This window comes from Streptomyces sp. NRRL B-1347 (assembly GCF_000720325.1).
GTDB lineage: Bacteria > Actinomycetota > Actinomycetes > Streptomycetales > Streptomycetaceae > Streptomyces.
In genome coordinates this window covers 158,550-179,700 of the sequence record NZ_JOJM01000004.1, presented here as the reverse complement: position 1 = coordinate 179,700, position 21,151 = coordinate 158,550, and the positions used below count along the sequence as shown (strand labels likewise).

General features: G+C 72.1%; 16 protein-coding genes. 2 read left to right on the top strand and 14 right to left on the bottom strand.

Annotated features, from left to right (window positions below; all coding sequences use genetic code 11):
* Positions 1-126: 126 nt before the first annotated feature.
* Complete coding sequence (locus IG74_RS0106180) at positions 127-753, top strand: CGNR zinc finger domain-containing protein (RefSeq protein WP_051854664.1); 627 nt, start codon at positions 127-129, stop codon at positions 751-753.
* A 57-nt stretch (positions 754-810) separates the two neighbouring features.
* On the opposite strand, the gene IG74_RS0106175 is transcribed toward IG74_RS0106180, so the two are convergent.
* From IG74_RS0106175 to IG74_RS0106115, 13 genes are all read right to left on the bottom strand, one after another.
* Complete coding sequence (locus IG74_RS0106175) at positions 811-2,280, bottom strand: FAD/NAD(P)-binding protein (RefSeq protein ID WP_051854613.1); 1,470 nt, start codon at positions 2,278-2,280, stop codon at positions 811-813.
* Positions 2,277-3,584 carry a sulfate adenylyltransferase subunit 1 gene (locus tag IG74_RS0106170; protein ID WP_051854612.1) on the bottom strand — a complete coding sequence of 436 codons (1,308 nt, stop codon included), beginning with the start codon at positions 3,582-3,584 and terminating at the stop codon, positions 2,277-2,279. The genes IG74_RS0106175 and IG74_RS0106170 overlap by 4 nt, the downstream gene beginning before the upstream one ends.
* Positions 3,584-4,498, bottom strand: a complete 915-nt coding sequence (cysD, locus tag IG74_RS0106165) for a sulfate adenylyltransferase subunit CysD (protein WP_199818786.1) — start codon at positions 4,496-4,498, stop codon at positions 3,584-3,586. The genes IG74_RS0106170 and cysD overlap by 1 nt, the downstream gene beginning before the upstream one ends.
* Complete coding sequence (cysC, locus tag IG74_RS0106160; RefSeq protein WP_051854611.1) at positions 4,495-5,037, bottom strand: adenylyl-sulfate kinase; 543 nt, start codon at positions 5,035-5,037, stop codon at positions 4,495-4,497. Before cysC ends, cysD begins: the two co-directional genes overlap by 4 nt.
* Positions 5,038-5,115: 78 nt before the next feature.
* A complete protein-coding gene (locus tag IG74_RS0106155) occupies positions 5,116-6,261 on the bottom strand; it encodes an acyl-CoA dehydrogenase family protein (RefSeq protein WP_030670875.1) in 1,146 nt (381 codons plus the stop codon).
* Positions 6,262-6,272: 11 nt separating this feature from the next.
* Entirely contained in the window at positions 6,273-7,955 is a 1,683-nt protein-coding gene (locus IG74_RS0106150; RefSeq protein ID WP_030670872.1) for an AMP-binding protein, read from the bottom strand.
* Between the two features lie 51 nt (positions 7,956-8,006).
* The gene (locus IG74_RS0106145; RefSeq protein ID WP_030670870.1) at positions 8,007-8,765 is read right to left on the bottom strand and encodes an SDR family oxidoreductase; all 759 of its coding nucleotides are present in this window, start codon (positions 8,763-8,765) and stop codon (positions 8,007-8,009) included.
* Positions 8,766-8,822: 57 nt separating this feature from the next.
* Entirely contained in the window at positions 8,823-9,746 is a 924-nt protein-coding gene (locus IG74_RS0106140; protein WP_037824588.1) for a sulfotransferase domain-containing protein, read from the bottom strand.
* The gene (locus IG74_RS0106135; RefSeq protein WP_030670866.1) at positions 9,743-10,657 is read right to left on the bottom strand and encodes a family 3 encapsulin nanocompartment shell protein; all 915 of its coding nucleotides are present in this window, start codon (positions 10,655-10,657) and stop codon (positions 9,743-9,745) included. Before IG74_RS0106135 ends, IG74_RS0106140 begins: the two co-directional genes overlap by 4 nt.
* A gap of 164 nt (positions 10,658-10,821) precedes the next feature.
* A complete protein-coding gene (locus tag IG74_RS0106130; protein ID WP_420709864.1) occupies positions 10,822-11,526 on the bottom strand; it encodes a 2-amino-3,7-dideoxy-D-threo-hept-6-ulosonate synthase in 705 nt (234 codons plus the stop codon).
* Between the two features lie 39 nt (positions 11,527-11,565).
* A complete protein-coding gene (locus IG74_RS0106125) occupies positions 11,566-12,840 on the bottom strand; it encodes an aspartate kinase (protein ID WP_078868620.1) in 1,275 nt (424 codons plus the stop codon).
* A gap of 346 nt (positions 12,841-13,186) precedes the next feature.
* The gene (locus IG74_RS0106120) at positions 13,187-13,651 is read right to left on the bottom strand and encodes a type II toxin-antitoxin system RatA family toxin (protein WP_030670857.1); all 465 of its coding nucleotides are present in this window, start codon (positions 13,649-13,651) and stop codon (positions 13,187-13,189) included.
* 19 nt (positions 13,652-13,670) lie between these two features.
* Positions 13,671-15,239, bottom strand: coding sequence for an aldehyde dehydrogenase family protein (locus tag IG74_RS0106115; RefSeq protein WP_037824586.1), 1,569 nt, complete (start codon positions 15,237-15,239; stop codon positions 13,671-13,673).
* Positions 15,240-15,714: 475 nt separating this feature from the next.
* Here IG74_RS0106115 and IG74_RS0106110 point away from each other — a divergent pair, with 475 nt between their 5' ends.
* Positions 15,715-18,648, top strand: a complete 2,934-nt coding sequence (locus IG74_RS0106110) for a helix-turn-helix transcriptional regulator (RefSeq protein ID WP_078868619.1) — start codon at positions 15,715-15,717, stop codon at positions 18,646-18,648.
* A gap of 102 nt (positions 18,649-18,750) precedes the next feature.
* On the opposite strand, the gene IG74_RS0106105 is transcribed toward IG74_RS0106110, so the two are convergent.
* Positions 18,751-20,919 carry an alkyl/aryl-sulfatase gene (locus IG74_RS0106105; protein ID WP_037824584.1) on the bottom strand — a complete coding sequence of 723 codons (2,169 nt, stop codon included), beginning with the start codon at positions 20,917-20,919 and terminating at the stop codon, positions 18,751-18,753.
* Between the last annotated feature and the right edge of the window lie 232 nt (positions 20,920-21,151).

Sequence of the window (21,151 nt, the reverse complement as noted above, 5' to 3'; positions counted from 1 at the left end):
CGGCGGAAGCCGCCGGATCCCCCATCCGTAACCATCATAGAGCTGATGCCGGTTACCTACCAGCCATAGCCAATAGTTGGTTACAGTGACCTGAACGTTCCGACCGCAGGGGAAAGGGTGGTGGCCATGGCCGGACATGGCGCACAGGCGGCCTCGTTCGTCGAGGAGGCGGGCACCGCTCCCCTCCCGCTGCGCTGGGTCGAGGAGCTGATCAACACCCACAGCCTGGTGTACCGGGTCGATCTGCTGCGCACCCCGGACGACCTGCTGGACTGGCTCCGGGCCCGGGACCTCGTACCGGCCGGTGCGAACTGCGCTCCGACCGAGTTCGACCAGGTCATCCGCGCACGCGAGGGGCTGAGGGCCCTGGTCGCCGCCAACAACGCGGCCGCCGCGCCCGCGCCCGTCCGTCTGGCCGATGACACCCCGGACGGCGTCGTCACGCAGATGCGCGACGAGCTCGCGGACATCGCCCGCGCGGCCCCGCTCGTCCTGGACGTGGCCAGTACGCCGCCGCGCCTCGTGCCCCTGGCACCCGCGACCGTCGGCGGCGCCGTCGCCGCGCTGCTCGGCATGGTCGCCGAGTCCGTGGCGAGCGGGACGTGGAGCCGCCTCAAGGTGTGCCGCAAGCCCGGCTGCCGCTGGGCCTACTACGACCACTCGCGCAACCGGGCCCGCACCTGGTGCTCCATGGAGACCTGCGGCAACCAGGCCAAGGCACACGCCTTCCGCCAGCGCCGCACGGTCGGCTGACACCGCCGCCGCGGGGCCGTTCTCCGCACTCAGCCGCCAGCGCGGCGGCGCGGGCCCCTACCGCCGCACGCCTCCCACCAGCGGCAGCGGATCCCGTGCCCGCGGCGCCGCGAGCATCGCGAGCACCGCGGCCGTGATGGCCGCGGCCTGCCCGCGGATCTCGGGGACCGCGCTGCTCTCGAAGAGCGTGCCGCGACGCAGTGCCCCGAGCGCGAACAGCGCCCGGCTCGCGGCGTGGGCGCCGACGACCCGTCCGTCCCCCGTGGTGTCGATGCCCAGGCGCGTGGCGTCGGGGCGGACCACGTCGTCGGCGAGCATCTGCTGGAGCAGCGGATTGCGCTGGTCCACCAGACGCCGGGAGAAGCCCGCGGCGTTGACGATCCAGTCGGCCCGCACGGTGCGCGGACAGCCGTCGATCACCGCGTCGACGAGGTAGCCCGCCGGTCCGTCGCCACGGACGCCGCGTACGTGTCCCGCGTCGACGCGCAGCCGCTCGGAGCGGATCAGCCGGTCGAGGTCCCGGCCCGCCTCGGGTGCGATGCGGTGGCGGTGCACGTTCCACAGCGGGTTCACATGGGCGAGGAACCGGCGTCGTGCGTCCAGGTCCAACTGCTGCCACAGCTCGGCGACATGGGGGCGCAGGTCGTCGACGTACTCGCGCCAGTGGCCCGGGTTGTCGGTGCGGTGCCGGCGGGCGTGGCGCAGCAGGTCGCCGACGGACCGGGCCCGGGGCGGTGCGGTGGGCGGCGTGGCGCGTGCGGCGGCCGGGCGGTGCGCGTGCGGCACGAGGCCGTGCCGGGACAGCGCGTGCACCGTCAGGCGGGGGTGGTGCCTGCTGAGCGAGAGGGCCACGTCCACCATGGTCAGTCCGGTGCCGAGGACCAGGACCCGCTGGCCGTCCTCGATGCGGTGCAGCGCCCCGTCGCTCCACGGGTTCGCGAGATAGCGGTCCGGTGCGGCGGGCATCAGGGCTGCCAGCGGGTCGTCCGTCCCCACGCCGAGGGCCAGGATCACCGCGTCGGCCCGCAGCGGTGCGCCGTCGGCGAAGGTCAGGTGCACGCCGGTGCTGTCCGGCCGGACCTCGTCGACCGCGTCCGTCAGGTGCTCGACGGTGACGAGCCCGGCCGCGCGGTCCTCCTCGGCGAGCAGCGTCCCGGTGAGGTAGCGGCCGTAGTCGTCGCGCGGCAGGAACGTGCCGGGCGTGACGTCGCGGCCCTGGGCCGCCGCCCACCGGACGAAGTGGTCCGGGTCGTCGGCGAGCGCGCTCATGGCTCTGGCGGGCGCGTTGAGCAGGTGGTGGGGGTCGCGGGTGCGGTAGGCGACGCCCGGGCCGAACTCGCCGGTGCGGTCGATCAGGAGCAGGTGCAGACGGCGTCCGCCGTCCGTGCACCGGCGCAGCAGCTGCACGGCGGCGAGGGTGCCGCTCGCGCCCGCCCCGATCACGGCGACGACGGGCGCGCGCGGCGGGCGGTCCCCCGCGCCCGGGGTCGTGTCGAAGGTCGAAGTCCAGGTCGTGTCGCCGGTCATGGGGTCACCGGCTCGGGCCGCGCGGACGGCGTCGCCAGACCGACGAACGCCGACATCGGGTCGCCGATCAGGCCCGCCCCGACCGTGTTGCCGTCGGAGCGGTTGATCAGGATGAAGGTGCCGGTGGAGCGGCACTCGGTGTAGCCGTCCACCGGCAGGCCCTTGGCGACCTGCACACGGACCCGCCCGGTGTCGTTCAGGTTCAGAGCCGAGGGGCGGGCCACGACGCTCAGACTCTGTTCGTCGAACCGGGAGATCAGCTCGGTGACCTGGGCGGCGGTGGTACGGGTGCCGTGCTTGAGCAGCAGCCGCGCACCGGCCTCCAGGGGGGTGTCGCCCAGCCAGCACACCGTCGCGTCGAGCTGGTCGGTGACCTCGGGAGGCCGGGCGACCGAGGCGATCAGATCGCCTCGCCCGATGTCCACCTGGTCGCGCAGCACCAGACTCACCGTGCTGCCCGCGGCCGCCTCGGGCACGTCGCCGTCGGGTGTGTCGACCCGGTCGACGACGGTGCGTACGCCGTCGGGCAGGACGACGACCTCGTCGCCCGCGCGCACGGACCCGGCGGCGATCCGGCCCGCGTAGCCGCGGTAGCCGTCGCGCTGGTCGCGCAGCACGTACTGCACGGGCATCCGTAAGGCTGCCCCGGCCGCCGGGCGGTCCACCTCGACGGTCTCCAGGCGCTCCAGGAGCGTCGGTCCCTCGTACCAGGGCGTGCGCGGTGACGTGGTGACCACGTTGTCGCCGGTGAGCGCGGACACGGGGACCGCAAGGACGCGGTCGGCGGCGTAGCCGAGGTCGAGGGCCTGGCGTACGAACGCGTCGCGGATCTCCAGGAAGGTGTCCTCGGCGAAGTCGACCAGGTCCATCTTGTTGACGGCGAGGGTCAGGCCCGGCACGTCGAGCATCGCCATCACCGCGAGGTGCCTGCGGGTCTGCGGCAGCATCCCCTTGCTCGCGTCGCACAGCAGCGCGGCGTGGTCGGCGGTGGACGCGCCGGTCACGGTGTTGCGCGTGTACTGCACGTGGCCCGGCGTGTCGGCGAGGATGAACGTGCGGCGCGCGGTGCTGAAGTAGCGGTAGGCGACGTCGATGGTGATGCCCTGTTCGCGTTCGGCCCGCAGCCCGTCGACGAGCAGGGCCAGGTCCGGGGTGTCGAGCCCGCGCTGGACGCTGGCGCGCAGCACCGCGTCGATCTGGTCGCCGAGCACCGACTTGGTGTCGTACAGCAGACGGCCGACCACCGTGGACTTGCCGTCGTCCACGCTGCCCGCCGTCACCAGTCGCAGCAGATCCCGTGTCATCAGAAGTACCCCTCCCGCTTGCGGTCCTCCATGGCGGCCTCGGACATCTGGTCGTCGGCCCTGCTGGCGCCCCGCTCGCTGAGCCGGGAGGCCTGGATCTCCCGGATGATGTCCGTGGTGGTGCGCGCCGCGGACTCCACGGCGCCGGTGCACGAGCCGTCGCCGACGGTGCGGTAGCGGACCAGTCGCTCGGTGAGCGGCTCGTCGGGCCGCGGTCCGCCCCACGGGCCCGGCGTCAGGAGCATGCCGTCGCGCCGGTACACGGGGCGCGTGTGGGCGTAGTACAGGGATGGCAGCGGCACGTCGTGCCGGTCGATGTAGCGCCATACGTCGAGTTCGGTCCAGTTGGACAGGGGGAAGACCCGCACGTGCTCGCCGGGGCGGTGCCGCCCGTTGTAGAGGTTCCACAGCTCGACGCGCTGACGGCGCGGGTCCCAGTGGCCGAACGCGTTGCGGACGCTGAAGACGCGTTCCTTGGCCCGCGCGCGTTCCTCGTCGCGGCGTCCCCCGCCGATGGCGGCGTCGTAGCGCCCGTTCTCGATGGTCTTGAGCAGCGGCACGGTCTGCAGCGGGTTGCGCAGCCCGTCGGGCCGCTCTTCGAGCTCGCCGCTGTCGATCCAGTCCTGCACGGCGGCCACCGTCATCCGCAGCCCGTGCTCGCGCGCCAACCGGTCGCGGAAGGAGAGGACTTCGGGGAAGTTGTGCCCGGTGTCCACGTGCAGCAGCTCGAAGGGGACCGGCGCGGGGGCGAACGCCCGGACGGCGAGGTGGACGAGGACGGTCGAGTCCTTGCCGCCGGAGAACAGCACGACGGGCCGGTCGAACTCCCCGGCCACCTCGCGCAGGATGTGGATGGCCTCGGCTTCCAGCGCCGTCGTACTCGTGTCGGCGGCGACCAGGGTGGTCACGCTCATACCAGTGCCTCCTTGCCTCGCCGCTCGGTGGCGGCGAGGGCCTGTTCGATGGTCAGCACGCACTCCTCGACGCCGCGCTCGGCCGTGCGCACCTGGACGTCCGGTGCGCTGGGCACCTCGTAGACGTCGCCCGCCCCGGTGAGCCCGGACAGCGCGCCGCTCGCGGCCCGCGCGTACAGGCCCTTGACGTCGCGGGCGGCGCACACCGTCTGCGGCGCGTGCACGTGCACCTCGACGAAGTGCAGGCCCTGCGCGCGGTGGGCTGCGCGCACGGCGTCACGCGCCTGCTGGTACGGCGCGATGACGGAGACGACGACCAGCACGTCGTGGCGGGCGAGGAGCACCGCCAGGTCTCCGATGCGCCGGATGTTCTCCATCCGGTCGTCCCTGCTGAAGCCGAGCTCGGGGAACATCTCACGGCGCAGGACGTCGCCGTCGAGGTGTTCCACGGCCCGCCGCGCGGACTGGCGCGCCGTCAGTTCGCGGGCCAGTGTGGTCTTCCCGGAGCTGGGCAGTCCGGTCAGCCATATCGTCGTCACTTCTCACTCCTCACCCTGAGCACCTCACCGTGAGCACCTCACCCTGAGCTTCGGCACGCGCACGCGGCCCGGTGGCTTTCACGGCGCGTACGCGCGGCCGAGGAGCTCCCGCGCGACCGCCAGCTTGGTGGCGTTGGCCGTGCCGTCCGCCAGCTGGAGTCCGATGGCGTCCCGCAGCCGGCGCTCCATCGGGCGGTCCACCGACCAGCCCAGGTGCCCGAGCGTGAGCAGCGCCTGGTGGATGGCGTCCACGGCCGCCTTGGGCGCCCACGACTTGACCATGTTGGCCTCGACGCGGTGTTCGAGGCCCTGGTCCTTGCGCCACAGCGCCTCGTACGCCAGCAGCCGGGCCGCCTTGAGATAGGTGGCGTGCTCGACCAGCGGGAACGTGACGCCCTGGAAGGTGCCGAGCGGCTTGCCGAAGGCGTGGCGCTCGCGGGCGTGGGCGAACGCCTCGTCGAGGGCGACCTGCGCGGCGGCGATCGCGTTGAGGGCGATGAGCGCCCGCGAGTAGCTGAACCCGGAGAGGACCTTGGCCAGGCCCTCGCCTGCGGCGCCGATCCGGTGCTCCGGGCCGACGGCGACGTCGTCGAAGACGAGGGTGGCGCGGCCCCCGGCCCGGTGCCCGAGGTCACGCAGCCGCTCGCGTCGGACGCCCGGCTGGTCCAGGGGCACGAAGAAGGCCGTGATGCCCCGGCTGCCCGTGTCCTCGGTGCGGGCGAAGACCAGGCCGTGGGTGGCGTACGCGCCGACCATGATGGACGTCTTCGTGCCCGAGAGGCGCCAGCCGTCCCCGTCGGGGGCGGCCTCGAACTCGATGCCCCCGGCGTCCGTGCCGTGGTCGGGCTCGGTGAGGCACAGCGCGACGATGGCCTCGCCGCGGGCGATGAGCGGCAGGTACGCGGCCTGCTGGGCCTCCGTGCCGTTCTGGCTCAGGATCGAGCCGATCAGGGTGGCGTTCAGGACGGGGTGGCAGGCCGCGGGCTCGCCGCGGGCGACCTCTTCGAGAGCCACGCCGACGCTCACCGCGTCCAGGCCCTGTCCGTCGTACTCGACCGGGATGCCCAGGCCGAACAGGCCCTCGTCGGCGAAGCGGGCGAAGTAGCCCGCGGGGAAGGTCTCGGTCCGGTCGTGCTCGGTGGCGAAGGGCGCCACCTGGCCGGAGATGAAGGCACGCACCCGCTTGGCGAGGGCGTGTTGGTCGTCGGAGAACTGAAAGTGCATGGCTACACCCCTCATGAGTGGGCGAGTTGCGCCCTGAGCTTGAACTTCTGCACCTTGCCTGTGGGGGTCTTGGGCAGCGCCGCGCTGCGTTCGACGCGCTCGGGCCAGTACTGCTTGGCCATGCCCAGGACCCGCAGGTGCTCTTGCAGCGCGGCAAGGGCGGGCGGTTCGCCGTCCTCGGGGACGATGACGGCGCAGGCCCGCTCGCCGAGCCGGTCGTCGGGGTAGCCGACGACGGCGACGTCCTTGACCTCCGGGTGGCGCAGGAGGGCGGCCTCGACCTCGACCACCGGGATCTTCTCGCCGCCGCGGGAGATCAGGTCCTTGTCCCGGCCGACGATCCGGATGCCGCCGTGGCCGTCGTCGCGGGCGAGGTCGCCGGTGTCGAACCAGCCGTCGTCGCTCAGCGACTCGCGGTAGGTGTCGGGGCGGCGGTAGTAGCCCAGGCACTGGTGGGCGCCGCGCACCTGGAGGCGGCCGGTGGCGCCCGGCACCACCGGGGAGCCGTTCGGCGCGTCGACGACGCGGATCTCCATGCCCGTGAGGACCGTGCCGTCGCTCTCGGCGGCGCGCATCAGGGGATCCGTGGGACGGGTCACCGTCACGCAGCCGTTCTCGGTCATGCCCCACAGCGCGTAGAGGCGGCACCCCAGCACGTCGTGCGCCTGCTCCACCAGGACCGGCGGGATCGGCGCGCTGCCCGTGGCGAAGGTCCTGAGCCTGCTGAGGTCGCGGCGGTCGGCCCGCTGCTGGGCGACGAGGTCGACGATGAACGGCGGGGCGCCCATGAAGAAGGTGACCTGTTCCTCCTCCAGGGCGCGCAGCATCACCGCCGGATCCCAGTGGTCGATGTGCACACAGGTGGCGCCGTGCAGCAGCGGCATCACGAAGTTCCAGGTGTAGCCCGCGTTGTGGGTGGTCGGCGACCCCATCGCGGTGACGTCCTCGCCCGTCACCCCGAGCGCCTCGGCCTGCGTGCGGTTGGTGGCGTAGAGCGTGTTGTGGCTGTGCACCACGCCCTTGGGCTCGCCGGTGGTGCCCGAGGTGAACATGATGTACGCGATGTCGTCGGGCCCGGCCTCGCGCATCGGCACGTCGCCCGCGGCGCCGGGGCCGGTGGCGCCGAGGAGGGTGTCGTCGAAGTCGAGCGCGCCCCGCAGGCCGGGCCCGTCCGGGTCCAGGTCCGCGGCGCCGAGCAGCACCCGGTGGCGCAGCGTGGGGGTCCGCTCGGCCAGGTCTCCGCTCATCTCGGCGAAGGAGAAGCCCCGGTGCGTCGCGGGGGCGATGTAGACGGGGGACTCCGTGAGTTCCAGGATGAAGCCCACCTCGCGCCGCCGCATGATCGGCAGCACGGGCCCGGCCACCGCGCCGATGCGCGCACAGGCCAGGGACAGGGCCATGAGCTGCCAGGAGTTGGGCAGTTGGAGCGTGACGACGTCGCCGTGGCGCACGCCGAGCCCGGCGAGTCCGGCGGCGAGCCGCTCGACGGCCGCGACGAGCTGCGCGTACGTCAGGCTCTCGGTGGGGCGGCCGTCGGTGTGCCGGCAGACGATCGCCTTGCGCTGGGGGTGGGCCAGGGCGTGCCGGCGCACGTCGTCCAGGAGGGTCGCGTCGCGACGCCACCATCCTTCGGCTCGGAACTTCTCGGCGAGGTCGGCCGGGACGCGCCCGGCGAGGTCTTCGGTCTGGGGCATGCTTCACTTCCGTGTGCCGTGGTCTGCGGGGAGTGGAGGGGCCGGGCAGGGCTACACCGGCGCGCGCGTGTTGCCGCCGTCGACCAGCAGCTGGGCGCCGGTGACGAACGCGGCCCGCGCGCTGACGAGGAAGGCGGCGAGCGCCCCGAAGTCGTCGGGGTCGCCCACCCGGCCGAGGGGCACCTCGCGGGCGGCCCGGTCCGGGTCCGTGCCGCCGGGCCCGCGCAGTGCCGGGGTGCGGTGGTAGCCGGGCACGAGCACGTTGACCGTGACGCCGGTGCGCCCGAAGTCGTCCGCGAGGTTGCGGGCGTAGGCGTGCAGTCCGGTGCGGGCCACGCCGGAGAGCACGTTGTGGGGCATGGGCTGGTGCACCGACTCCGAGGTGATCAGCACGAGCCGGCCCCAGCCGTTCTCCTTCAGGTACGGGGTGGCCGCGACGACCAGGGCCATGTGCGGCAGCATGGTCGTGCCGACGGCGGTGCGGTAGTCGTCGACGCCGAACTCCCCCACCGTGCCCTGCTGGACGCCGCCGGTGTGGCTGATCACGATGTCGACGGCGCCGAACTCCTCGCGGGTGTTCTCCACCCATCGCGCGACCGCCGCGGAATCGCTCATGTCCACGCTCTCGCTGCGGACTTTTCCCTGTCCGAGGGAGTCGAGCTCACGGTGTGCCGCGGCGAGGCGTTCGCCCCCGCGGGCGCAGATCGACACGTGCGCGCCTTCCGCCGCGAGGGCGCGGGCGACGCCGAGGCCGAGGCCGCTGCTGGCGCAGGCGACGAGGGCGGCCTTGCCTTGAATCCCTAAGTCCATTGTTCTTTCCCTGTCTCCGCGGTCGGTACGGTGGTTGCGCGTCGGCCGGGTCGCGGGCTAGCGGATCCCGGCGTAGCCGTAGCGGTACATCTGCAGTCCGGCTCCGGCCACGGCGCAGGCCCGGGGCCAGAAGTCCAGTTCGGTGCGCCAGCGGTCGCTGGCGGTGATGGTGACCTGGCCGCGGTTGAGACGGTCGGGGTTGCCGGTGACGGTGTGGTTGTCGCCGAGGGTGACGCGGCCCTTCTCGTCGAGCGGGTTGGGCTCGGTCAGGCCCGCGAAGCGCATCACCTCGCCGAGGACGTGCTGCGGGCGGCGCGCGAAGTCCTCGTGGCGCACGCGCAGATAGCGGTCTCCGGCGGCGACGCCGATGAGGTCCGACGCGGCGTTGATCGCGGACCAGTACCCGGTGCTGCGCACGGGGTCCATCTCGGCGACGTAGCTCTTGCCCCGCTGGTACGAGTACGCCGTCGCCCGCGGGTCGCGCACCATGTGCAGGACGCGTACGTCGAGGTCGCGGCGGCCGAGCAGGGCGGCGGCCTCCGCCGGGTACTTGGAGCTGTCGACGACGAGCCGGACGCCGAGCTGCCTGCCGAGCTCCTGGTAGAGCGACCGGATGGCGCCGGTCGCCTCGGTGACGGGGGCGGGGGGCGTGCGCAGCCCGCGTGCCTCGGCGAGGCGCAGCGCGGTGTGCCGGGCCCGCAGGTAGCCGGACTGCACGGCGATCATCAGGCGGGCGTAGTCGGCGGTGTCGGGCACGTTGCCGGAGCCGAGCACCGCGGACCACAGCGGGCAGGCGGTGATCTCCTCGCCGCAGCCGCAGGTGGAGTTGGTCCCCGAGCGCAGCAGCCCGTTGCGCCACAGGTAGTACAGCTCGCCGACGTGGACGACGCCGGGCACCTCGTTGAGGACGTTGCCCAGCATGGTGCTGCCGCAGCGCATCATGCCGGTGATGTAGAGAACCCTGGGGCGCGTCTCGCTCATGCCGTCGCCGTCCCCGGGCCGACGAGCACGAAGTGCTGCGGGAGGTGCACGGCGAGGGCCAGGCGGCAGCGGGCCTCGATGAGGTCCGCGCCGTCGCGTCCTGCGCCCCGGCGCAGGGTCAGGGTCGAGTCCTGCGGGTCGAGGAGGGTGGCGGCCGCGCGGAAGTCCGCGAGCAGCATGTGGTCGCGGGGCATCATCCGGGTGCGGGCGATGCGCAGGCCCGCGGTGGCGACCCGGTCCAGGAGGCCGGATTCGACGGCTTTCCAGTACAGCGAGGGGTGGGCGACGACGCCGTCGCAGGAACCGCCGGTCTCCTCGACGAGGGCCGCGGCCTCGGTCAGCTGGCCGAGCAGGTCGTGGTCGGTGCTGACGCGGCGCAGTCCGGGCAGGTTGAGCAGGCCCGGGACGACGCCGTCGGCGCTGCCGTGCAGCAGCGTCTGGTTCTCGCGGACGCCGACGCGCACCAGCAGGCGCCGGTCGATGAAGGCGGCGAGCAGCCGGGGGTGGGCGAGCAGGCCGTCGGGGACGGGCAGGGACACGGTCAGGTCGGTGAAGTCCGTCGCGGCGAGGCCCGGGCCGAACGCCGCCTCCAGGGTCGCTTCGTAGCTGGTGCCGGAGGCGGCGTGGGCCACGGCGTTCGGGCGGGTCTCTTCTATGTAGGGCACGGCCTTGCCGCGGTCGCGGACCGTCGCCGCGTTGAGCAGTTGGCGCACGGTGTAGCGGGGCCGCTCGGCGAACAGGGGGAACGCGGTGGGGAGATAGCTCCGGAAGGAGAGCGCGAAGTCGTCGCCGCCGCCGTCGAGCGAGGCGGCCTGGGCGAACTCCTCTCCGGGCGAGTGTGCGTGCAGCGAGGGATCGTCGAGCAGCTGACGGGTGTCTCGGGCGGCGGCCATGCTCTGGGCGGTCCTCATGGCGAGTCCTTCCGTGGAGCCGGTGGTTCGCGGGCGGGGTGCGCGGGCCGGCGTGGCGTCGTGCCGGACCCGGCGTCGGCAGCGGCGGCGCGGTCGCGGGGAGCAGCGGCGCGGCGTCGCGAGGGGACGGGGCGGCGCGAGGAGGCGGGGCGGCGCGGGGCGCCTCAGCCCGCGGAGAGCGTGCTGCTCAGCGCCGGGATGATCGCGGGGCGTTCGTGCACGCGCGCGGCGATCTGCCGGGCGAGCACGCCGGGCCGGGGCGCCTGGAAGACGTTGCGGCCCATGGCGACTCCGGCCGCGCCGGCGCGCATCGTCGACGCCACGTGCTCCAGGAGTTCGCCGGTGTCGCTGCGGGCCGGGCCGCCCGCCACGACGACGGGGATGGGGCAGCAGCCGACGAGCTCGGCCATGAGTTCCTCGGTGCCCGGGTGCGGGACCTTCACGATGTCGGCGCCCAGGTCGGCGGCGAGGGTCGCGACGTGTCGGAGCAGGACCGGGTCGAGGGGGTTCTCGACGAACGGGCCGCGGGCGTACATCATCGCGAGCAGCGGGACGTTCCAGCGGCCGCAGGCCTCGGCGACGCGGGCGAGGTCGGCGACCTGTTCGCGTTCGGTGGTCGAGCCGACGTTGACGTGCACGCTCACCGCGTCGGCGCCGAGCCGCAGCGCGTCCTCGACGCTGGCGACCAGGTACTTCGCGTCCGGGTCCGGGGCGTGCGCGGTGCTGGCACTGAGGTGGACGATCAGTGAGGTCTTCGCGAACCAGCGCGGATCCAGGTGCCGGGCGGTGCCCTTGTGGACGACGATGCCGTCGACGCCGTTCGCGGACAGTTCACCGACGAGCTCGTCGAGGGAGGTCTCGACGGCGATCGTGCGGGGAGGTGCCGGGGGATGCGGGGGGCACCGGATTCAGGCGACGGCCAGCTCTTCGGTGTGCTCGTCGTTGCCGTCCAGGCCGAAGCGGCGGTGGAGGATCACCACGGCTTCCTTCACGCGGTCCTCGGGCACCAGCAGGGACACGCGCATGGGCGTGCAGAACACGCCCGCGCTGAGGATGCCGTGCCGGGTGAGTTCGCTGATCGCGGTGGCCGCGGTGCTCGGGTCGCTGAGCAGGCCGACGCCGACCACGGAGACCTTCCCGAGCGGCTGGTGCACGCGCAGTGTGCCGCTGCCGAGGCCGACGATCGAGGTCAGTGCCGTACGTACCTGGTCGAGTTCCTGAAGGGGGACGCAGAAGCTCATGAGCACGCCGTCGTCGGCCGGCGACCACCGCCCGACCGAGTCGATGGCGATGTGGTGTCCGGCGAGCGCCGTGAAGACGTCGGCTTCCGAAAGCGGCGGCAGACCCGATTCGCAGTCCGCGCGCAGGACGACCTGGGCGGCTCCGGCTTCGTGCGTGATGGCCGTGATGGTGGCCTTTCCGTCGTGTGTCGGCACACGTGGCACTTCGCTGCTCCTTCCGATGATGAGGCTTCCCTTTCCCTGGCCGTGGGCGTGCCGGACCACGATGTCCATGCCGTGGGTGGCGGCCAGTTCGACGGCGCGGGAGTGCATGACGCGGGCGCCCGAGGCCGCCATCTCGATCATCACGGCGGCCTCGACGGCGGGCAGGACCCCGGCCGCGGCGACGAGCCGGGGGTCGGCGCTGTGGATGCCGTTGACGTCCGTGTAGATCTCGCAGACTTCCGCTCCGTGGGCGACGGCGAGCGCCACCGCCGAGGTGTCGGAACCGCCGCGGCCGAGCGTGATCACACCGCCGTCGGCGCCGCGGGCCTGGAATCCGGCGACCACCACGACGTGCTGGCGGTGCAGCAGGTCCCGTACCGCCCCGGTGTCGACCGCGGTGACGGTGCCCGCGCCGGGCCGGCCGTCGGCCCGCAGTCCGGCCTCCGGGCCGGACAGGGAGACGCTGGGCACGCCTCGTTCGCGCAGCGCGATGGCGAGCAGGGCGGCCGACGCCAGCTCGCCCGTGGCGAGGAGTTTGTCGGTCTCCTTCGGGCAGGGGCGGGAGCTGACCGCGCCCGCCGTGCGGATCAGGGCGTCCGTGGTGTCCCCGCGTGCGGACACCACGACGATCACGGACCGGCCCTGCCGGTGGCTCCGGGCGACCCGGTCGGCAACGGCGCACACGTGCTCATCCGTTGCCAGTGAACTTCCACCGAACTTCTGAATGGTGATATTCATGCGGCTTCCTGACGTCTCAACGCTCTGGTCGAAGCAATCACCGTTACCAGGTGCATTGAATCCCGGATCGCCCTGCCGAATCATCCCGTGAATACGGGGTCTGCGGGACCCGGAAACCAATCGGCCCGACATCACATGGATACGTGATGGACACCGGCCTGACCTGCGGCTTGCCACTCCGGGAGTCGGGCCGCCCCACCGTCGGGGCGGTAGCGGTGATCCGCGCGCAAGAGATCGGTTCCGAGCCCATGAAAAAGGCCGGGGCCGCCCTCCCACAAGGGAGAGGGCAGCCCCGGCCGAAATCACCGCGGAATTCTACGCAATGCGCACGATGTGACCTTTGCGTTCAGCCAGTGGGCGTCAGGTCGTGGCGCAATTCGCCGCCTTTGACGATCCTGCTGCCGGGGCAGACGCCGGAGACGATGTCGCAGACCGTCCGCACGAGGACGCGGCCGATCATGGGGTCGATGGCACCGGCCAGATGCGCCACGCTCGTGCCGTACGAGACCTGGAAGCGCACGAGGGACGCGCTGCTGCTGCGGGCCTCCACCCGCCACGATCCGGCGAGGGTGACGAAGTCGCCATCGGTCTGCTCGAATTCCCTGGTGCGCTGGTGCAGCAGCCCCTGGTCGGCCTGGGTCCAGGAGACCCTGTTGCCGCGGAAGGCGAGCACCCAGTGGCTGCGGTCCTTCTCCACCTCGACGGAGATCAGGTCCGGCGCGTACCGCGGGAACTCCTCGTACCGGCACAGCGCCGCGTAGACGTCCCCGGCACTGCGCGTTGTTTCGATCTCGACGGTCTGGAATGACATCGGCGGAACTCCTCTTCGGTCAGCTGGGCGTGTGACCGCTGGGGCGGACGAAGTCGACGCCCTGGAGGCGTGAGGTGCGCAGCATCAGGTAGTTGGCCTCGCCGAAGGCGCCGCCGGTGAGGCCCGTGCCTCCGTGGGTGGGCAGGAAGGGCAGGAAGCCGGAGTGCGAGTCGTTCAGGTTGAGCACGCCGCAGTTGGTCACCGTGCTGGCGGCGCGCTCCAGCACGCTCAGGTCGTCGGACCACAGCGAGTTGCGCAGTCCGTACTTGTTCTCGTTCACGAAGGCCAGGACGTCGTCGAGCAGTTGGTCGTCGGGGCCGGGGGCGGGGACGACGACCGGCAGCAGGGGGGAGAAGGTCTCGTCGCGGACGGCCGTCAGGCTCCGCGCGTGGTGCAGGCCGTCCACCCGGAGCACGGTCGGCTCCAGGAAGAACCCGGTGTCCGACGCCGTCCCGTCGACCTCCAGGCGCCGTCCGCCGTGCACCAGGACCGCGCCCTTGGACACGGCGTCGCTGATGTTGGCGAAGAACGCGTCCGCCATCAGCGCGGGCGTGAGGACCACGCCGGGCTCGTCGGGGTAGCCGGGCCGTACCTCCCGTGCGGCCCGGACGAGCCGGTCCAGGAGCTCGTCGGCGATGGCGGGGTGCGCGACGACCTGGTTGGGGATGTTGCAGATCTGACCGGACTGGCGGAAGGTCTCGGTCAGCGCGCGGACCGCGCCGTCCAGGTCGGCGTCCCGCCACACGACGCAGCAGTCGTTCCCGGCGAGTTCGAGGATGGGCTTCTTCCCCGCGGCGATCGCCTGCTGCTCGAAGGCCAGGCCCTTGGTCGTGCTGCCCACGTACACGATGTCGTTGACGTGCGGGCTGGCGAGCCAGGTGTCCATGGTGGGCGGCGCGCACAGGACGTTGAGGGTGCCGGGCGGCGCCTGGAACTCGTCGAGGACCGGGACCACGATCTCGCGCAGGACGTAGGTGGTGGCCAGCGGCACGCTGCGCGGGGTGCGGACCACGACGGTGTTGCCGGCCAGCATCGCCGTGATCCCGAACAGGGCGTTGGGCGTCGAGGCGTTCTGCGGCGGGTTCACGCACACGACGCCGTCGGGGACCCGCCGGACGATGGATCTGCGGCGGCCGTCGTCGCGCTCGAAGTGCATCTGCTCGGCGCACCACGTCAGCGTCTCGTCGCTGAAGTCGGCGATCCAGTACTCGTCGATGCAGGGGCCCGCGAGCGAGCGCGGCTGGCCCTCGGCGACGAGCACCTCGACGATCTCTTCCCGGTGCGCGCGCAGGCGCTTGCCGATCTGACGGCCCATCTCCACGCGCGTGTCGAGCGGGGTGCGGGCCCAGGCGGGCGCGGCGGCGGCGGCCGCTGCCAGCGCCTGCTCCATCATCTCCTCGTCGGCCAGCGTGCAGCCGCCCGCCACCCGGTCGGCGGCGGAGCGCGGATCCACCACTCCGTCGTCCAGGTCACGCTTGAGACGGAGGCTCGCGAACGTGTCTTCCAGAATTGCGCGGGCCGTCACCGTATGGACATAGCGGCCCGTCGGATGCTCCACGTCCTTTCCGCCGATGTAGGCCGGGTACATCAGGAGGCCGGATTCTTTCGCAGTGGGTAATTCCAGCTCCTCGACAGACCTCTCCCCGTCGTCCACTCAGCACCATCTCCCTACTTGCCCCGTAGCTAAACCCACGTCGGTTGTGGCATAGTCGCATCTTGTACGAGTTAACCAGCGTACGACTAACGATAGTTACAGTAACCGCTGAGAGTCAATAGGTGGTTGCGGCGGCAGGAGGTGGTGCGGCAGCCGGTCCGGCCCAGGTGGGCGCTGTGCCGACTGTCCAGCGTACGCACAACTCCCCCGTACTCAGCGCCAGTTGGGACTGGATGGACCGCTGTGACGCCAGGGGCCACGCCCGGCGGATGTCGGGAATTCACAGGAGGAAGAGCCACGTTCCCCCCACGGGAGAACCTCGTCCCTGAGATTCCGAAACCACTCCGAACTATGCGTACGTCCACGACTGCCCACACCGGGAACCGCACCGGCCGTGGGCCATTCCGACATGAGCAGAACGCCCTGCGGCGGTAAAAAGAAAAGAGGGTTCTTCATGGTGAACGAGTTAGGATTACTGGCGCCCACCCGTCGATCTCTCGTCGGCCGAGGGGAAATACTGGGCGAGTTGGAGAAGGCCGTCGAAGCCCTCGCCGACGGGACCGGCGGCGTCCACGTGTACGAGGGCTCCGCGGGTGTGGGCAAGACGAGCGTGCTGGCCTACGCCGCCGCCGCGGCCACGCAGCACGGCATCCACGTCGCCGCCGGCGGCGCCACCGAGCTGGACCGCCTGGTCCCGCTCTCCAGCCTGCTCGCCTGCCTCGACCGCGGCCGAGCACATCTGCCCCAACTCCGGGACCTGCCGGAGGACATCGGCAAACGGCATCTGCTCGAGGACGTCGCAAGCCACCTGGACCAGACCCTGCGCACCCGCCGCCTGCTGATCAGCATCGACGACGCCCATCACCTGGACGAGCTCAGCGCGCTCGCGCTGCGCACCCTCGTCCCGGCCTTCGCCACGAGACCCGTGCTGTGGCTGCTGGCCCGGCGCCCCTGTTTCGCCCCGAACCCGGCGCACAACGCCGTCGACTCCCTGCTGGCCCACGGCGCCCTCGCCTGCGAACTCGGCACCCTGCACGACGACGACGTCGAGCGGCTGTGCACCGAGGTCCTGGGCACCCGCCCGGCCCCCGACCTGCTCGCCCTGGTGGTCCGCACCGGCGGCAACCCGTTCCTGTGCGACACGCTGCTCCGGTCCCTGCGGGACGCGGGGCGGCTGCGCGTGGCCGACGGACGGGTCCGGCTGGTCACCACGCCCGGCGACCGCGTCGGCACACCGCTGCGCGACGGCTACTTCCGCATGCTCAGCCGGTTGCTCAGCGACGTGTCGGAGGACACCCACCGCCTCTTGCAGGCGGGCGCCGTCCTCGGACGCCCCTTCACCGTGCACGAGGCGGCAGGCCTCACCGGCAGGCCCGCCGCCGAACTCGTCCACGCCGCCACCGAAGCGGTCGCCTCCGGCACGCTGCGCGGCGGCGACTCGACACTCTCGTTCCGCTACGAGGTCATCCAGGACGCGGTCTACGCCCGGCTCAGCGAACCCGTGCGCCTCGCCCTGCACCGCGAGGCCGCCGCCGTCGTCCAGGCCGAGGGCGGCGACCCGAGCGAGGTCGCCGACCACCTGCTGCGCAGCGGACACCACGGCGAGGCCGAAGCGGTCGAGGTGCTGCGCGACGCCGTGCGCCAGCGGGCCGCCTCGGCGCCGGAGGAGGCGGCCGACCTGGCGCTCCAACTCCTCGACCTGCTCGACGACGACACTCCCCCGGTGCACGAGCTCACCGTCGAGGCCATGCACCTGCTCGCCGTCTCCGGCCGCGCCCGGGAAGCCCGCGCGCTCGGCGAACGGGCACTGCACCGGGGGGTGGACGCCGCCACGGAGACCCAGCTGCTGAGTTCGCTGGCCGACGTGCTGCTCCGGCTCGGCGACAACGAGGCGGCGAACGAGTACTCCCGCCGCGCCCTGGCCCGTACCGACCTGCCCCGGTCCGCCCGGGCCGAACTCCTCGCCATGCACGCCTACAGCCTCGCCAGCAGCGGCGACATGGACGAGGCCGACCGCGTGGGCGCGGCGGCCGTCGAGTTCGGCGAGCAGTCCTTCCGGAGCGGGCCGCAGGTCCTCGGCCTGATATCGCGCAGCATCGTGGCCCTCAACCAGGGTGACCTCGGCCAGTCCCTGACGATGGCCCGCTCCGCGGTGCGGACCGCGGACGCGGCGGGCCCCGACGTCCGGCGCTACCACCCCCGGCTGTGGCTCACCGCGGCCCACATGGCGCTCGACCGGTTCGACGAGGCCGAGGCCGTCCTCGCGCTGTACGAGCGGGAGGCCGAGGGGCTCGGCGTCGACTGGGCCAAGCCGCTGTGGCACTACCAGCGCGCCCGCCTGCGGCTTTCGACAGGCCGCATCAAGGAGGCGGAAGCCGAGGCCATGGAAGGCATCCGGCGGGCCGACGAGCCGTCCACGCGCTGGCTCGCCTCTTCCCTGCTCACCCTGTGCAGCGAGGTCGAGCTGCGCAGCGGCGACCTCGACACGGCCCGGCAGACGCTGGCGCGGGCGGAGCAGCTCGCCGGGGTGAGCGGGACGCCCCGGGCCGCGCTCGTCTGGCGCAAGGTCCTCCTCCAGGAGGCCGGCGGCGAGGCGCAGCAGGCCCTGCACACCGTCACCGGGGTGTACGGAAGTCCCCGGCGCATGCGGGCGTTCCTCACCCGGTGCCCGGTGATCGGGCCGACGCTCGTACGACTGGCTCTACGCGCGGGGACGACGGCACAGGTCCCGGAGATCATCACGATGATGGACGAGCTCGTGACGGCCAACCCCGGCGTCACCTCGCTGGCCGCAGCGGCCACGCACGCCCGCGGCCTGGCGGCCAACGACACGTCCCGCCTGGCGGCAGCGGTCCAGCTGTACCGCTGGACGCTCCGTCCCATCGCCCTGGCCATGGCCCTGGAGGACGCGGCCGCGGCCGAACAGCGCGCCGGGAACCTGCCGTCGGCCCAGATCATGCTCGAGGAGGCGGCCCATACATGGACCACGTGCGGTGCCCACCGCGACGCCGACCGGGCCCACGACGCGCTGCGCGCCTGCCGCGCCCGAGGGGGGCACGCCGAGGAATCCCCCAGGACACCGCCCCCGCCGGAGCGGAGCATCACGGTGAAGGGCGACGACCGCTGGTCCAGCCTGACCATGTCCGAGCGCAGGGTGACCCGTCTGGTGGCCCAGGGACTGACCAACCGCAAGATCGCGTCCCGGCTCCACGTGTCCCCGCACACGGTGGACACCCACCTGCGGCGCAGCTTCATGAAGCTCAACGTCAGCAATCGCGTGGAACTCACGCTCAAGGTGATGGCCTACGAGGAGACGCGGCCGTCGGACCTGACGCATACGTGACGCGCACGGGCGCATGGCCGGTCCGGCCCTGTCCGGGGCGCCGCACGATGGTCCCCTCAGCGGAGGGGACCATCGACCGGATCGGGCGGTGTGGCGGAGCCGTCAGCTCCGCGTGCGCGGAGTGACGATCGGGAACCTCGGGTCCGGCAGCGTCAGCGTGCCGAACACGGCGTCCGTCGCCGCCTGGGCGTCCGCGCCCTCCAGCGTGATCTTCTTGTCGTCGACGGCCTGGTTGAAGTTGTTCTTGTAGCCGGGCTTCTCAGCCAGCTCGTTGAGCGCCTCGCGGCTCAGCCTGATGGTGGCGTCCGGCGTCACGACGAAGCGGTCGCCGCCCTCCACGAAGACCAGCACGCCGTTGCGGAGCGTCGTGGTGCACTTCTCCCCCGTCTCGGCTCCGGTTCCGGCGTCGACGAAGACCCAGTCGAGCACGATCGGGGTGCGGTGCCGCTCGGCCGCCGTCGGCCCGTCCACGCTGCGTGCGAGCGCGGAGAAGTACTGCTCCAGCGTCGTGCTGCGGATCAGGTCCACGGAGGACTGGCTGGTGATCAGCGGCTGCGGGCCGTGCACGACCTCCTGGGCGCCGGTGAGGTAGGCGTTGCGCCAGGTGGCGTTCTCCCGGCCGTAGCCGAGCTGGGTGAAGACCTTGGCCTGGAGCTCCTTGGCCCGCGTGACCTGCGGCTCGGCGAGGGGGCTGCCGTTCTCCGCGGCCGCCGCGAAGATGACGTGGTTGAGCAGCTCGGCCGCCCAGCGGAAGCCGTCCGCGGTGTCGCTGTCGTAGGCGTGCTGCGCCTTGTCGACGACGGCCTCGGCGCCGCCCATCGCCTCCACGTAGGCCGCGCCCGCCTGGACCGGCGGGAGCTCCCACAGGTGGGCCGGGTTGCCGTCGTACCAGCCCATGTAGCGCTGGTAGACCGCCTTGAGGTTGTGGCTCATCGAGCCGTAGTAGCCCCGGTTGTACCAGTGGTCGCCCAGGCCCGGGGGGAGTTCCTTGAGCTGTTCGGCGATCTCGATGCCCGTGTGGCCGGAGTTGATGAGCCGCAGGGACTGGTCGTTGAGGTAGCCGTACATGTCGCGCTGCTTGTTGAGGAATTCGAGGATGCGCGCGTTGGACAGCTGCTCGCCCGGCTCCTCGTTCTCGACCTCGGCCCACATCGGCCAGTGGTGCGAGGCGAAGAGGACGTCGGTGTCCTTGCCGAATATCTGGATCGCCTCGGTGAGGTACTTCGACCAGGCGTGCGCGTCCCGCACCTGAGCGCCGCGCAGGCTGAGGATGTTGTGCATGGTGTGCGTGGCGTTCTCCGCGACGCACAGCGTCCGGGCGTCCGGGAGGTAGATGTTCATCTCCGCCGGGGCCTCGGTGCCCGGCGTCAGCTGGAAGACCAGCGGGAAGCCGGAGTCCTTGAACTCGTACACGTACAGCCCCTGCCGCCACGGGATCACGTACGAGCTCTGCCAGTTCTTCTTCTCGACCGGCTGGTGGTCGGGGCCGCCGATGTAGGCGGTCGGCGGGATCAGCGTCACCTCGCCGGTGGAGATCGTGAGGCCCAGGCCCGAACCGCACTGCCCCGTGGGGCTCTTGTCCAGCTGCGCCGCGTACATGTACTGCGCGCGCCGGGCCATAGCCGGGCCCGCGTAGACGTTCTCGCTGACCGCGTGCTCCAGGAAGCCCGCGGGTGCGACGACGGGCACGCCCGGCTCCAGGGGGTCGCCGAGCTCGGCGAAGATGCCGCGGGCGCCGCCGAAGTGGTCGACGTGACAGTGGGTGTAGAGGAGGCCCTTGACCGGCCGCTGCTCCTTGGTGAGCTCCGTCTTGTCACGGAACAGCTTCAGGGCGGCCTGCGCGGTCTCGTAGCAGGCCAGCGGGTCGATGATGATCAGACCCTGGTCGTACTCGATGATGGTCATGTTCGACAGGTCGTAGCCGCGCACCTGGTAGACGCGGTACTCGCGACAGGAGGTGACCTGGAACAGCCCGGAGACGGCCGTCAACTCGCCCTGCCGGTGCAGGCTGCCGTTGATCGTCCGCGCCTGCGACCGCCCGTCCGGCTCGAGGAACTCGTACCCGGCGAAGTCCCAGACCACCTTCTCCGGGTCCTTGCGGGACGTGATGACGGGGACGTCGGGCGGGGCGATCTGGAACCTGCTGGCGTCGGCGAAGTCCTTGCCGTCCTTCTCGTCGGCGGCGTTGGCCGCCTCTGCGGCCTTGCGGTTCGCCTCGGCGACTGCGGCCGAGGGCTCGATCGGCTCGGTGTACTCGGGCTCTACGGGCATGACGACATCCCCTCCACGATGGTGTGCGGAAACCGTTCTGCAAACGATCGTGACGCTAGGTGCATGGACCATCACTCACAAGAGAGGTGATCGGGCCAGCGGGACCGGAGGGGCGGTTGACACACCAGGTGCCCCCCTGAGAACGCGCGGGCGGGCGCGGCCCGGGCGCGGGGTCACTCCGCGTCCGAGCCACGCCCGCCCTGTCACGGCGGGAGCTGTTCCGTCAGATGCC